Annotated in this window: 12 protein-coding genes; 10 read left to right on the top strand and 2 right to left on the bottom strand. The window is 44.1% G+C overall.

What is annotated here, in order from left to right; genetic code table 11:
* Positions 1-226 precede the first annotated feature (226 nt).
* Together NFR88_RS13725 and NFR88_RS13720 are read left to right on the top strand one after the other, a co-directional pair.
* Positions 227-760, top strand: coding sequence for a PepSY domain-containing protein (locus NFR88_RS13725; RefSeq protein WP_160202152.1), 534 nt, complete (start codon positions 227-229; stop codon positions 758-760).
* A gap of 604 nt (positions 761-1,364) precedes the next feature.
* Entirely contained in the window at positions 1,365-1,868 is a 504-nt protein-coding gene (locus NFR88_RS13720) for a hypothetical protein (protein WP_161908036.1), read from the top strand.
* A gap of 88 nt (positions 1,869-1,956) precedes the next feature.
* Here the strand turns inward: NFR88_RS13720 and NFR88_RS13715 are convergent, their stop codons facing one another.
* Both NFR88_RS13715 and NFR88_RS13710 read right to left on the bottom strand, forming a co-directional pair.
* A complete protein-coding gene (locus NFR88_RS13715; RefSeq protein ID WP_251616786.1) occupies positions 1,957-3,144 on the bottom strand; it encodes a metal-dependent hydrolase family protein in 1,188 nt (395 codons plus the stop codon).
* Complete coding sequence (locus NFR88_RS13710) at positions 3,138-4,400, bottom strand: MFS transporter (protein WP_251616784.1); 1,263 nt, start codon at positions 4,398-4,400, stop codon at positions 3,138-3,140. Before NFR88_RS13710 ends, NFR88_RS13715 begins: the two co-directional genes overlap by 7 nt.
* Before the next feature lie 292 nt (positions 4,401-4,692).
* Here NFR88_RS13710 and NFR88_RS13705 point away from each other — a divergent pair, with 292 nt between their 5' ends.
* The 8 genes from NFR88_RS13705 to dusB all read left to right on the top strand — a co-directional run bounded on the left by NFR88_RS13705 (position 4,693) and on the right by dusB (position 15,091).
* Positions 4,693-5,373, top strand: coding sequence for a helix-turn-helix domain-containing protein (locus NFR88_RS13705; RefSeq protein ID WP_160202156.1), 681 nt, complete (start codon positions 4,693-4,695; stop codon positions 5,371-5,373).
* A gap of 25 nt (positions 5,374-5,398) precedes the next feature.
* On the top strand, positions 5,399-6,229 hold the full coding sequence (locus NFR88_RS13700) for a TatD family hydrolase (RefSeq protein ID WP_251616781.1): 831 nt from the start codon (positions 5,399-5,401) through the stop codon (positions 6,227-6,229).
* 99 nt (positions 6,230-6,328) lie between these two features.
* Positions 6,329-8,077 (top strand): SpoIIE family protein phosphatase, encoded by a 1,749-nt coding sequence (locus NFR88_RS13695; RefSeq protein WP_251616778.1) that lies wholly within the window; start codon positions 6,329-6,331, stop codon positions 8,075-8,077.
* A 51-nt stretch (positions 8,078-8,128) separates the two neighbouring features.
* Complete coding sequence (gene tilS, locus NFR88_RS13690) at positions 8,129-9,550, top strand: tRNA lysidine(34) synthetase TilS (RefSeq protein ID WP_251616776.1); 1,422 nt, start codon at positions 8,129-8,131, stop codon at positions 9,548-9,550.
* Between the two features lie 88 nt (positions 9,551-9,638).
* Entirely contained in the window at positions 9,639-11,699 is a 2,061-nt protein-coding gene (gene ftsH, locus NFR88_RS13685) for an ATP-dependent zinc metalloprotease FtsH (RefSeq protein ID WP_160202160.1), read from the top strand.
* A 9-nt stretch (positions 11,700-11,708) separates the two neighbouring features.
* Entirely contained in the window at positions 11,709-13,292 is a 1,584-nt protein-coding gene (locus NFR88_RS13680; protein WP_160202161.1) for a PucR family transcriptional regulator, read from the top strand.
* 22 nt (positions 13,293-13,314) lie between these two features.
* A complete protein-coding gene (locus tag NFR88_RS13675; RefSeq protein WP_160202162.1) occupies positions 13,315-14,136 on the top strand; it encodes a type III pantothenate kinase in 822 nt (273 codons plus the stop codon).
* Positions 14,129-15,091 (top strand): tRNA dihydrouridine synthase DusB, encoded by a 963-nt coding sequence (gene dusB / locus NFR88_RS13670; RefSeq protein ID WP_251616774.1) that lies wholly within the window; start codon positions 14,129-14,131, stop codon positions 15,089-15,091. The genes NFR88_RS13675 and dusB overlap by 8 nt, the downstream gene beginning before the upstream one ends.

Below are 15,091 nucleotides of genomic sequence, written 5' to 3'. Positions count from 1 at the left end.
ATCAAAGGAAAAAAAGAGAAGTTAATATCGCGAACAATACTAACTTCTCTTTAAATCCCTTAACTTAATGCCATTGAAAGGTAAACGCCGGGGATTTTTTGTGACTTTGAGGAGAAAACTGGTGAAAAAATTTTTTAAAATAAAAAAGCGTTTTCATTTTGTTTTCATTTTTCTTCAGTATAGTAAGAGCATATCAAACAGAAATCTAATTTAGGAGGATAGAAAAATGACAAAGAAAAGAACTGGAAAAGTAATGTTAAGCATATTGCTGGCTTTATCGCTGGTAGTGACCGCCTTTGCATATGCAGGTGCAGCGGGAGGTGCTGATGCCGCCGCGGCTTCTAAGATTTCGTGGAGCAAAGCTAAAGCGATTTTTAAGGAAGAACTGCCAAAGGGTGCAACTGTAAAATATGTGCATTTGACCAGAGATGACGGGCGCAGCGTTTATAAAGGTAAAGCGGTAAAGAGCAAGTATGTGTATTCTATAGAAATAGCGGCGTCTGACGGCAGAATTTTAGATAAGGATAAGGACAACGAAGGTTCCAGATACACAGCTTCCAAGGTGGGTGCTGTAAGCAAAACCACCATTCGCAACAAAATTAAAAACAAAGTGCCTGGCGCTATCATCATCTACGTAAAATTGACTAGAGATGATGGAAGATACGTCTATGAGGCAGAGGCGTATAAGGATGGTTACGAATATGATTTTGAATTCTCAAAGAGAGGCGCAATCCTTGAGTATGAGAGAGATAAAGTGTAAAAGATGAAAAGAAAGAGGCTGTTTCAATAAGCTACTGAGCAATAGATTGCACCATTTTAGGCAAAAATGCTGGTAATGGTGCAATTTGTGTTTTTGTACCATTTGACGCTGAAACAAGAGAAATAGTGCAGTATGGCGGATTGTTCTTTCTGATTAGTGCTGAGAAGTTTCGATTACTTTTGGCTTGTATGTCATCTTGCAATAATAATTACAAATGGAAGAAAAAAATAGAAGATTAATTGTACATCTCATGGTATACTAGGAGAAGAGAATGACATTATAAATTTGACATATTGATTTGAGGCTAGGATTCAAGATTTTCATCATCGAATAGCGATGAGCGAAAATCGCATAATGTGTAAGCATCGTTAACCACATTTCCATTGTGGTACTCTTGTGCACAATGCTTTTAGTAAAAAGCTGATACTGCATAATATTTCGCTCTGCAAGCAGTCCCAATAGTCGTTTGCTAATAGCTTTGTTTAGTTGCATTTGTCTTTTTGTCAATTCCTGTAACAGCACTAACGCCTATGCCCATATATAATGGAACTTTAGACATGACATTCTTTGTTGGCTTAATATTTGTTTAATAGGGAGTTGCAGTATGAAAAAAGAAGTTAATTACATTGAAGAACATCAGTGGGACAAATCAGTTTTTGAGAAAGGGGAGGCTATGCCTTTGACAAATGAGCAAAAAGCGCATTTTGATTTGCTTCGATCACTAATAGAAACGAAAGAGTCTCAATATGAAAGAAGAAGAAATGAGCAGAAGTGGGATAATTTTGTAGAGGTACTTTACCCATCCCTTTGCCATATTGCAGAGATTCAGGGCGGATATGTTAAAATGAATGCGTGTGAAGATACCTATTTTGCAGAACTCATCTATATCGGAGAGAATCTCATATTGGATATTGACGGCGTTGAAGGTTTGGCAGACTTTAATGAGATTTTGTCTGCCGCGGATAGTTTTTCGATTGTTCCAGAAAAGGAAGGTTTTAAAATGCGTTTTACTTTTTCACTATACGATAGAGTTAAAATAGCGGACATGTCAGAGCGTATTGCGGTGATAGAGAAAAAAATGAAACAGCTGGCTACCCGAGAAGAGTAGAAAAATTCAGCTTGTGCGGTAACTGAACGACAGCCGGCATTTGGTAGATAATGACCAAATGCCGGCTGCATAGATACAAGGAAGAAATTTATAGAGGAACGGATTCTCCCTTTTTTAATACCAGAGCTATCTGCCTCAAGGCTTCGATGTCTTCGTCAGGTTTTCCGTCAAAGGCTGCCAGATTTGCGCGCTTTCCACAGGCGATAGTGCCGACCGTATCGCTGATATTTAGGATTTCAGCGTTGTTTTTCGTTGCCTGAATTAAGCATTCCAGCGGAGTGAAACCAGCAAGGTTGACTCTGGCGCGGAATTCATACAGCCCGTTTCCATGGCTGCCGGAATAAACGCCCGCATCAGTGCCCCAACCGATTTTTACCTTTGATTTTCGCAGTGCCCGCAGACCTTCAAACATGACCTCCGCCATCTGCTTCGATTTTTCGACGTAATGTGCAGGCTTTCCCTCTGGATTTTCTATAAAGTTTACCAAAGGTGAGAGTGTTGGAACCGGAAAAGAACGGTCAGCATTCTGATACATTCTGATACATTCATCGTCCATAATGGTGGAATGTTCCACGGTGCGTACGCCGCAGCGAATACACATTTTGATACCTTCTGTGCCGTGACAGTGCACAGCAACAGGAAGACCAACATAATCTGCGGCTCGGCAGGCAGCAGCAAGTTCTTCCTCGTAGAGAACAGGACTTCCCGGCACACCGCCCGGATTCATGACAGATCCGGTCCCCATGATTTTAATCCAGTCAGCGCCAAGCTGGTATTGACGGCGAACCGCTTTGGTATAAGCGTCGTTAGAATCACACTCTGCGTACATATCTCCGAAATAGTCGTTGCCTGCTTCTGTGGGTGAAAGAATCATGCCGCTTGCCAAAATATCAGGCGCCATGACCAGACCTTCCTTTACAGCGCGGGCAATACCGATTACTATGTTGTTCCGGTCGCCCACGTCGCGTACTGTGGTGTAACCCATCCGCAGGTTATCCTGCGCCAGACGAAAAGCCCGCATCACGCGGTAGCTTTCCTGCTGCACATTTTCTTCAAAGACGTCCATGCCGCAAAGATCTAAGTGCAGATGTGCTTCGATGAGACCGGGAATTAAAGTTTTTCCGGTTAAGTCGATGACCTCAGCCGCAGTGATATTCGCTGTTTTAGCAGGCTTGATTTCCTGAATCAAACCATTTTCTATGATTACGTCGCCAAACTGATCCGAAAAACCTTCGGTCAGCTGCGGAACAAGTCTTGCATTTCTTAAAACTAACATGCAGATGCCTCCCTGCTATTTTTTTTATTTATGCCTGCGAGATAACGATTCCAAATCAAGAGTGCGGCAATACCAACGACCATTACAATGCCGACGCCGATAAAGTAATATTTATAACCCAGCTCGGTATAAGTGTCAAGAACGTGACCTGCAAGGGTTGGGCAGATAACTTCAGGCAGATAGCCAAGGGTGCAGACAACGCCAATGGCAGTACCAGCTACGCTGGCTGGTATGCCACCTTCTTCCATCATGGAGAAAATGATGCCGTAGTTCAGATACATGCCAAGGTAGATGATAGCGCAGACGACAATGAAGAACGGTACACTCATATTTGGAAGCAGCGCGATGATAAATGTGCTGACACCCATGAGGAAAAAGCCAATAAACATAACCTTACTTCTGCCCAGTCTATCAGCTAAAATGCCGCCTCCCATAGAGCCTACCGGTCTAATATACTGGGACATCATGGTGACAATGGCCGCTGCTGTCGCGGTAATTCCAAATGATGACGTAGCATAAGGCGTAAAATAGTAGAAAGAAATATTCATGGTGTAGGTGCAGCACAAAATGAGAGAAAGAATCCAAATTGCCGGCATTTTAATGACTGTAATCACCTGCTTAAAGTTGAACTTTTCTCCATTTGCTGCGGTCGTATTATCCTTCATCAGGAAGAACACTAAAATGCCCAGCAGGATGACAATGACGGAATAGAAGGTGATTACACCATTAAGCCCTCCCAGATTTCCCGCTGTTTTACTGAGAAAGTTAAAAATTGCAAGGGTAATTGCAAGGTGCACGGCGTTGATGATACCGCGTCCGCCTTCCATAAAGCCATAGGCCTTACTTTGTTCGTGCTCAGCTGCAATACCGCGAAGGCCTTTTAACAGGGCAGGCCAGAAGGCAAACAGGGAAGTAAACCCCCAAATCAGATAGATGACAACCAGCATACCGTAGCTTGGGTGCATCAGATGGAGAAGCCCTGCGGCGCCTGTTAAAATCAGAGAAACAGACATAATCTTTCTTGGAGAAACCATGTCTGCGACGATGCCGCCAAAGAGATAAGAGATGGCGCCAAGAATTCCGAAAATGGAGCCAAAGGTTCCCATCTGCGTGTTGGTAAGATGATACGTTTCCAGATAAGCATCGTAATAGTAGGATCTGAAATACGGCAGACCGTAAATCAATGACCCGGCGATTGTAAGAATTACTAGACGCCAAATGTTGTTTTTTAATTTAGAAGTGATATTTTCGTTCATTTAAGTCTCCTTTCCATAAATTCTATCACAAAATAGAAGTTGGATATTATTTCAAAAAAATTATAAAATAATGTGCCGAAGCTGACAAATTATCAGGGATTTCTTTTTAAGATAGATTTAAAAGCTTTTTTTTTCGTGTTACGAGAAAAAATGGAGAATAGAGCAGATTACAAAAAAATATGCAAATCATCATCGCCATTTTTATAGAATTTTCAATTTATATGAGAATTTTTGCTGGTAAATGGAGAAATCTGATGATAGAATAAATGCAGCAGAGAAAGGAGAAGTGTCCGTGTCTGATAAGTTTTATCAAAATTTAGGCGCAAAACTGCGTGTCTATAGAAAAATACAGCAGATAACGCTGAAACAGCTTTCGGAAGCACTGAATAAAAGTCTTGCGACCGTTTCTAAGTATGAAAAAGGCGAGATTGTCGTAGATTTAGAAGTTTTGATTGATTGGTGCAGATATTTAAATGTTGACATAGCAACGCTGCTTCCGAGCTCGAAAGAGACGGAAACAGATAAGCAAAGGTATGCTGGGAATTATATAGACAGGCTGTATCTCTACAGCTATATGGGACACAAAAACAAGCTGCATATTGATGTAATTGAAATAGATAACACAAAGATGCGCGCCACTCTTTATTTAGATGTTGCGGATGTCTCTAATATTTACGAAAGCAGTTTTATCTATTTCGGAGAAGTGATTTATAGTGATATCAGCATTAATTTTGTGTTTTTTAATGCTTCACCGCCGTTTGATATGCTGACTTTTAGTATGCCAACGCTTTCAGAGGAACAGGATTATCGGATTGGAATGATGAGTTCCATGACCTTTACATATCAGAACATTGCCATCAAGGTACTGGCAAGCTGCGCACCGGTGACGGATAAGACGTTTTTGATAGAAAAGCTGCAGCTTTCCGGGGAAGAGTTTAGGAACATGAAACAGTTAAATTTTTTTAAGATATAAATTTAAGATATAAAGAGGTAATTTTATGTTATTTGATTCACATACCCATTTAAACAATGAACGGTACAGCGAAGCAGAAGTGCTGCAGCTGATGGAGGAAATAGAAAGCTCGGAGGTTTCTTATGTCATGGACGTGGGCTTTGACCTTGAAAGCTCTGTGCTGGCGGTAAAACATGCAGCAGAAAAGCCTTGGTGCTATGCGACAGTAGGCTTTCACCCGCATGATGCAAAAAACTTGGATGACATGACCTTGGAACTGATTCGCGGTCTTGCGAAAAAAGAAAAGGTACAGGCGATTGGTGAAATCGGTCTGGATTTTCATTATGATTTTTCAGAGCGAGATGTGCAGCGGTACTGGTTCAGAAGACAGATAAAGCTTGCAAATGAGCTGAAGATGCCTATCGCAATTCACAGCAGAGAAGCAGATCAGGAGACGATGGACATTTTGAAAGAGGAGGGTGCTTTTTCGGAGGAACGGCAAAGCTGGTTTCCGAAGAGGAAAGGACCAGACGGAGCGTTTTTACCGGACAGCAGAGTGCTGCTTCACTGTTTCTCCGGCAGCAAAGAGCTTGCTAAGCAGTATGTAAAGCTGGGTGCCACTCTTTCTATTTGCGGACCGGTGACATTTAAAAACAATCGCAAGACCCAGGCGGTCGTGCAGGAAATTCCATTAGAATTTCTGCTGGTGGAAACCGACGCGCCGTACTTAACGCCGGAGCCTTTTCGTGGACGTCCCAATAAAAGCCCTTATGTGGAACACACAGCAAGACGCCTTGCTGTGTTAAAGGGAATTTCTTATGAAGAGGTAGCAAGCATTACCTGCGAAAATGCAAAAGTTTTTTACGGAATTAAATAGACACACAAAAATTTCCAGCTTCGACACCCTGCTTCGACAGCTTCCTGCACAGCTTTTGTGCTATTCTGTCATTATCAAAGGAAGCAAAGGGGAAAAAATATGGAATTTATAGGAAATCAGATTCATGTAAAGACGATTTTAGCCACTTTGACAGTGGCTTTTTTTCTTGGGAGAATCAGACTGTTTGGGGGTACTTTTCCAGCTGCTATTGCGCTGATTGCGGTAATGGTAGCAGTGTCGACGGTGTATATTTATTTAATACCGGTTTTGGTTGCGGCGATACTCACAAATTCCGCTGCTGCAGGAGATTTCTACGGGGACATTATCGCGGTATTTCTGTGCGGACTGTTTTTTCTGTTCTTTCACAAAATCAGATTTTCCATTCATCAGACAACGGCAGCAGCGGTCATCGCTGTGGCGGTAGGAAATTGTCTTTACTACTCGGCAGCGCACATTCTTTACCTGTTGGATTTTCAGGTTTTGCTGAAAGAGGCCATTGCGGTAATGATTTACATAAGAGTTTTTAATACAGCAGCGAAGATGATTTTTGTAGGCAAAGAGCAGCGGGCAGTTTCAACAGAAAAGGCGGAGATTGCCCTGACGATTTTAACTGTTTCCATCATCGGTGCTATAGAGTATTCCCTTCTGGTGATACCTCTTTGGATTTTTGTAGTACTTGTGGTTCAGTACTGTAAAGGCATGCGGCAGGCACTGGCACAGACGGCTGTAATGGCAGTATTTGCAGCTTGTCAGGGGCAGGAGTTTGCGAAACTCATGACAGCGATTATGACAGCTGTGGTGGTATCATGGTTTCTGGCTGCTTTTGTCGATGGAAAATACCGAAAAGGGATTCTGGCAATGGTGATGTTTTTTACAGTCTGCAGCCTGTGCAGAGAAGAAATTTTTGGACTGGTAGCGGTGATATCGCTGTTTATCACTATCCCTCAGAGTCTTTTGGTAAAATGCTGGTGTGCTGGAGAGCAGCGGTTCATGCCGGAGGTTTTCAGTGAGGCAGATATGCAGCTTTATGCTGCCCAGGGGGATTTGCGGAAGAAAAAACAGGTATTTACTGCGCTGAGCAAGCTTTACGCCGGAGATGTGGAAAGTCATCAGATTATCTCCTACCAGTTTGCGGGCATGGCGAGAACCGTGGATAGCCTCTTGAAAGATCTGCAGAAACAGAGGACGCGCGCCGGCGAAGCGGAACGTGTGAAGCCGGTGATCATCGGAGAGGCGTCTTATGCCTTTGAGGCGGTATCTGGAGACAGCAGTCTTTCTTTCTCCTTTGGGAAGCAAAAACAGGCTATTATCATCAGTGACGGGATGGGAAAAGGCAGCAGGGCGGCAGCGGAAAGCAATCTGGTCGTTAAGACCCTGTCTCAGCTTTTGGAGGCTGGATTTGATGTAGATTTGGCAGTAAAGACGGTAAACGGAATTCTTATGACGGAAAATGGGGGAGACATGTTTGCTACGGTGGATCTTGCCATCATCGATAAAGTGACCGGAAGAACGCAGATTTACAAAATGGGTGCAGCCTCAACTTTCGTGAAACACGAGGGAAAGGTAGCTACGCTGAAAAGACCTGCACCGCCTGTTGGCATTGTGGAGGGGGTAAGTCTTGCGTATATCGACGTGCGGTTAAAGAAAGGCGATCTTTTAGTAATGGTTTCGGATGGTGTGACCGACTGCGACAGACAGGATACAGGATGCCAATGGCTGCAGGAGCGGCTGTCTCAGATTGGAACCAAAGACCCGGGAACCATTGCAGAGCTGATTGTAAATAAGGCGGCGGAGAAATACGGACTTAGGGAACGAGATGATTTAACGGTGGTGGTTGCAGCAATTTAGATACTTTTCGTATTTTGCTTTCAAAATGAAGTGAAATATGATATACTTTTAATGATGAAAAAACAAATTTTAGAAACCATACAAAGACATAATTTAGTCAAACTACATCAGCACATCGTTTTAGGACTGTCAGGCGGTCCTGATTCGGTGTGCCTTTTTCACGTATTTTTAGAGTTGGCGAAGGAGATGGACTTGCACCTTTATCCGGTTCACGTCAACCACAAATTTCGTCCCGGCGCTGCGGAGGAGGATCAGGCTTATGTGGAGCAGCTTTGCGAGACGGCAGGGTTTTCTTGCAGAACTTTTGTCATCGACTGCGTAAAGCTGGCAGAAGAAGAGCATTTGACGCCGGAGGAAGCGGGCAGAAAGGCGCGCTATTGCGCTTTTGCAGAGGTGGCAGACCAGCTTGTAAAGAGAGGCATTTCCCGCAGTGAAATTGTCATTGCTGTTGGCCACAATGCGGACGATCAGGCTGAAACGATTTTGTTCAGACTTCTTCGCGGTGCGGGCACTGACGGACTTTCCGGCATGAGATACTCCCGCTTTGATGAGACGGGGAATCGCATTATCAGACCTCTTCTCGACGTAAAACGAGAAGAAATCATGGCGTACTGCAAAGTGCAGAACCTTTTACCGAGGATGGATTCCACCAATGAGGAGGAAAAATATACCAGAAACAAAATCAGACTCAGTCTAATTCCGCATCTGGAACAGGAATACAATCCGGCGGTGAAGGATACAATGATTAGGATGGGGAAAGCGGCGGCGTGCGACAGTGATTTTCTATGGCAGCAGGCACAGGACGTATACGAAAAACTGGTAAAGAAAAGCAGTGAAACCCATGTGCTGCTCGATGGCCGCAGTCTTAAGAAGCTTCATCGGGCAATCAGACAGCGGGTGCTTGCCAGAGCCTGTGCGGACTTAGGACTTTCTCAGGATTTGGCGTGGACACATTTTGAAAATTGTGAAGCCATCGTTTTTCATGAAGGACCGTCAGCCAGCTGCAGCCTGCCGAAAGGTTACCGCCTGCAGAAGTGGTATAAGGATATTGATGTGATGCGTCCGTTTATTGAGGCGGGGGAGAATCTTCCGGCGCTGGAAGTTTATGTCCTCAGTAAAGAAGCCTATGATTATTTGGCACCAGTTGAAAACCGAAGAGCGGTCTTTGACTATGACGCATTGACACAGGCGTATGACAGTCAGGACTTACTGCCTGAAAAATCTATGACATTGGGCTTCCGGCAGCCGGGCGACTATATCGCTTTAAGCGAGGGAAAGACAAAGAAGCTGCAGGATTACTTTGTGGACCAGAAAATTCCTAAGTCTCAGCGTCCATATGTTCCTCTTCTGAAAATAGGCAGAGAGGTTTTGTGGGTGCTTCCCTGCGAAGCAGACCCAAAAGGAAGATTTTCGGGAAAATATAAGCTGTGCGGGACAACAAAAAAAGTGATTTGTATTGAAATAATTTGTTAAATATGATAAAATTATAAAACTGTTTTGTTAAGAGAGAACAATTTTTTCAGAAAATTGCTATCAATAGACACGGGAGGAGAAAACTAAATTGAAAAAATTCGTAAAGAATATCAGTATTTATTTAGTGATTTTTGCACTGGTACTGGCAGCGGCTTTCTTCTATAAGGGAGGCGGCAGCGCAGAATACAAGCAAGTCAAGTTTTCGACACTGTCCAACTACTTAGAAAGCGGCAGAGTTACCGAAATCGAAATCGAGGACAGAAAGATCACTGCACAGATTGGAAAAGACAAGTATGTCTACACCTTTGCGGCAAATATTACGGATATCGACTGGATTGAGGATACGTATATTTTCCCGCAGGTACAGGAAAAGAAACTGGAATACAAGGGCGGACCGAAGCCTTCTTCTGGTTCTGTGATTCTGAATCTGCTGCCGACTCTGATTATGGTAATTGCTTTGGGATTCCTGTTTTACCTGATGATGAATCAGGGCGGAAACGGCAAAGCCTTTTCCTTTGGAAAGAGCAAGGCGAGACTTTATAAAGGTGATGGCAAACGAATTACTTTTAATGATGTAGCAGGTCTTGATGAAGAAAAAGAAGAACTTGAAGAGGTAGTAGATTTCCTCAAGGATCCTAGAAAATACAAAGAAGTCGGCGCAAGAATTCCAAAGGGAATTCTTCTTGTGGGGCCTCCGGGAACCGGTAAAACCTACGTTTCCAGAGCGACTGCGGGTGAAGCTGGCGTGCCGTTTTTCACCATCAGTGGTTCCGACTTTGTAGAAATGTTCGTAGGTGTCGGTGCGTCCAGAGTCAGAGACCTCTTTGACCAGGCGAAGAAGAACGCACCTTGCATTGTATTCATCGACGAAATCGACGCAGTAGGTCGAAAGAGAGGCGCAGGTCTTGGCGGCGGCAATGATGAAAGAGAACAGACCTTGAACCAGTTACTGGTTGAAATGGACGGATTTGGAGAAAATTCCGGCATTATCATTTTGGCAGCGACCAACAGACCGGATGTACTGGATCCGGCTCTGCTCAGACCGGGGCGTTTCGACAGACAGATTGTCATTGGCGTTCCGGATATCAAAGGCAGAGAAGAAATCATCAAGGTTCACTCAAAGAACAAGCCGTTATCCGACGAGGTTTCTCCGAAGATTCTGGCAAGAAGAACGCCGGGCTTTACTCCTGCGGATCTTGAGAACTTGCTGAATGAAGCTGCTTTGATTACGGCAAGGAGAAATGGCCGCAAAATCAGAATGGCAGAGATTGAAGAAGCTGCAACCAAGGTAATGGCAGGACCTGCGAAGAAGAGCAGAGTGATTAGCGAGGAAGAACGCAAGCTGACAGCCTATCATGAAGCCGGTCACGCAGTGGTAATGCGTACCCTGCCAAATTCCGACCCGGTACATCAGATTACCATCATTCCGAGAGGAAATGCCGGCGGATTTACCATGTCTCTGCCTGAGAAAGATAAGGCTTACGAGACCAAGAAAGGCATGCTCAATGCCATCAAACATCTTCTTGGCGGTCGTGTTGCAGAGCAGCTGACACTGGATGATATCAGTACTGGTGCCAGCAACGATATTATGCGTGCGACCGAAATTGCAAGAGGTATGGTTACCAAATACGGTTTCAGTGAAAAAATCGGACCTGTTAACTACAGCGATTCCGATGAGGTATTCCTAGGTAAGGATTTCTCCACCAGAAAGAATTACTCTGAGGGGGTTGCGGCAGAAATTGATAACGAAGTCAGAAACATCATTGAAGACGCTTACAATGAAACTGTAAAAATTTTAGAAGAAAATATGGATAAGCTGGAAAGAGTAGCGCAGGCGCTTTTAGAAGTGGAAACTCTGGACGGCGAGCAGTTCGAAGCTCTTTATACTGGAGAAGTCGACGCAAAGCAGCTGGCTGATATGGTGAGAGCAAAAGACGAAGAAATCCGCAAAATCAACGAGGAAGAGGCTGCTGAATTCGAAAGAATCCGCAAAGAAGAAGCGGAAAGAGAAGCAGCAGAGCTTGCAAAGTATGATACGGATTATATGGAAGAAGCAGAATCATCTGATTCCGATGGCGAAGAAATAAAGGAAACTGAAAGCGGCGAGGCGGAAGCTGATCCTGAAGGGGAGCATAAGGAAGAAGAATAGAGGTAATGTATGAAGATCACTGTAAATGATTGTTTGAGTTTAGAGGCATTCAGCCCCAGTATTCTTGCAGCAGGAAAGCGTAATATTGGAAATCGTGTGCGCTCTGTGTCGGTCATGGACGCAGTCAGCGTGGAAACTGCTGTTAAAAATAATGGTGTGCGTGAGCAGATTGTTCTGACATCATTTTACGGAATGCATGGCAAAGAAAAACTCCAGTGTGAGGTCATCAAGGGACTTGCCAAAAGCGGTGTCAGTGCGCTGGTTATTTTTCATGTAGAAAAGGGACTGACTAGCACTGACAGCGAGGTCATAGAAACGGCGGAAGCTGTTGGTCTGCCGCTGATTGTGATTCCTCAAAATAACAAGGCGGAATATTCTGATGCCATCGAGCAGATTATGGATAAGCTTTTATATGGCGACAACTTCAAGAATAGTCTTATCAACAACACCATCTACCATCTGCTGAACTTTGAAAAACACAAGACCTTTCAGGCGGCGCTGAGAGAGGCGGCTGTCAGCAATGATTTTCAGGTAGTGCTGTTATCTAAGGATTTTAATCCGATTCTGTCTATTGAAACGAGGCAGAGAACTACCATCGCTGACGCCATTCGCCTAGGCAAGGAACGCGATGTTGAAAAAGCTGGTATTTACACTTTTATCGATGTTAACGGCGTACTGACCTATTGGGGACCAATTACGATCAATAAAGAAAAATATTTCCTGTTTATCGTAGATAATGAGGATAATTACTCAGCAGGTGAAATCACCAAGCTGTCGGAGATTATCGAGCTTGCTATGGGCATGTGGAAGTATACGCCGGAGAGGGACGTGCGGGCAGAGCTGATTAAAGCGCTGATTCGCGGCAATAAGTCTTTAGCGTATTCTCTGAAAGACGAAATGAATGTCAAAGCAGACAACATTATCAGTGTCTTTTATGCAAAGGGCATTGAGAATAATCAGGGAAACAGTGTTATCAGTGATTTTGAAAAGCGAGAAGGCATTGAAGTGCTTCGTATTACCGAGGGTGAAGAAACTTACGGTATGATTTTAAAAAACGAAGAGAAGCGGGAGGACGAGGAAGTATCCCAGAAGACTAGCTGTCTGAACCTCTTTGATAAGCTGAAAGAAGGCAGTAAGACGGTGCGCATTTTCCATGCTACGGGCATTGACGGAATCGAGGGTGCAGGAGACGCATTCAGGCTTATTAGTGAAACCTGGACTTTTGTGGAGAGCGTATTCCCATATAAGAGAGTGTTCACCAAATACGAACTTGCACTCGTATCGAACTGCATTAATCTGCAGGTGCAGGGAGGTTATTTGAAGAAGAATTATATGGATCTTTTAGAGCCATTTAAAAAGGAAATGGGTGAAAACAAGGCAAAGCAGCTTCTGGAGACTTTGGAAACCTTTGTCCTTGATGCAGGCATGAACAGCGGAAAGACTTCCGAGTTCATGGGAATTCATACTAATACCGTACAGTACAGACTGAAACGGATTAACGAAGTTTTGGGCGCAGAAATCACCGGAAACAGAGTCATTCCGGGACTTACCATGGCGCTTGCCCTAAAGCGGCTTGACCGAGTTGTGAAGTAAAATATGAAGGAGATATACGGAAATGCTTTTAGCTTTTGACGTTGGAAACAGTAATATCGTACTTGGCGTATTTAAAGACGGAAAGCTGATTACCAACTGGAGAATCAAGACTGATACTAACAAGAGTGCCGATGAATATGGCATGATTGTCAATCAGCTGTTTGCTTACGAGGGTCTGAAGACTTCTGAGGTCAAAGATGTGATTATTTCAACGGTTGTGCCGTCTGTGCTCTATACACTGCAGCATCTTTCTATGAAATATTTTGACAGACGTGCCATCACTGTGGAGTCTGGCATTAAGACTGGTCTAATCGTAAAATATGATAACCCTAAACAGGTTGGTGCTGATAGAATTGTCAACGCCGTTGCAGCAGTACATAAATATGGCGGACCGCTGATTATCATTGATTTTGGTACAGCGACCACCTTCTGCGCTATTACGGAAAATGCCGAGTATTTGGGAGGCACTATTGCACCGGGACTGAAGATTTCCTCTGAGGCGCTTTTTGAAAAGACCTCAAAGCTGCCGAAGGTTGAGCTGGAGGAACCAGGTCACACTATCTGCAAGAATACGATTCAAAGTATGCAGTCGGGTCTTGTTTACGGTCATATGGGCATGGTGGATTACATCGTCAAGATGATGAAGAAGGAACTGGAAGTTCTGACTGAGTCGGATAAGCCTGTGACAGTTGTTGCGACGGGAGGGCTTTCCACTCTCATAGATAGTGGTGTTTCCTGTATCGACTATGTAGATAAAATGTTGACCTTAGAAGGTCTGGAACTGATTTATCAGAAGAACAAAAAGGCTAGCAAGCCATGTAAAGGAACGAAAGAAAATGAATAAATCCTTGCAGATTGGAAATGTAACTTTGGACAATCCATTTTTGCTGGCACCACTTGCAGGAATTACAGACGCTCCCACTCGCAGAATCTGCCGCGAGATGGGGGCGGCTTTGGTATATTCGGAAATGGTCAGCGGAAAGGGGCTCTTTTATCGCGGGCAGAAGAGCGAGCAGCTGCTTTATGTAGATCCACAGGAAAAGCCGGTAGCTTTTCAGGTCTTTGGCAGCGAGCCGGAGATTATGGCATTTACAGCAAAGAAGTTGGACTCCTACGAAAACGCTATACTGGATATCAATATGGGTTGTCCGGTGCCCAAAATCGTGAAGAATGGAGAGGGCTCTGCTCTTCTGAAAAATTTGGATTTGATTCACGATTTGATTGCCGCTATGGTGGCAAATACAAGCAAACCGGTTACCGCAAAAATTCGCATTGGTTTTGATTCTCACTCTATCAATGCGGTAGAGACGGCAAAGGCAGTAGAAGCTGCGGGGGCAGCGGCTATAGCAGTTCACGGCAGAACCAGAGAGCAGTATTATAGCGGAGAGGCTGACTGGAGTCAAATTGCTGCCGTCAAAGCAGCAGTGTCTATTCCTGTCATTGGAAATGGTGATGTGGTGGACGCAGCTTCCGCCATGGCGATGCTTTCTAGAACTGGCTGTGACTTTGTCATGATTGGAAGAGGTGCGCTTGGAAATCCTTGGATTTTTAGGGAAGTAAATGCGGCTTGGCGAGGGGAAGAAGTACCTCCGTCACCAGAAATTACCGAAAAAAAACTGATGATGAAAAGGCATTTTTGTGCTATGATGGAATTAAAGGGAGATCGCGTTGCAGTCCGCGAAATGCGTAAGCATATGGGCTGGTATCTGAAAGGTCTTCCGGGAAGCGCCGCCATTCGCGGGAAAATCAATCAGATTGATGACGCAGACGCTTTATTACAAATGATAGGGGAGATTTAA

This window comes from Senimuribacter intestinalis (assembly GCF_943192965.1).
Classification (GTDB): domain Bacteria; phylum Bacillota; class Clostridia; order Peptostreptococcales; family Anaerovoracaceae; genus Senimuribacter; species Senimuribacter intestinalis.
This window is presented reverse-complemented; position numbering and strand designations above follow the sequence as displayed.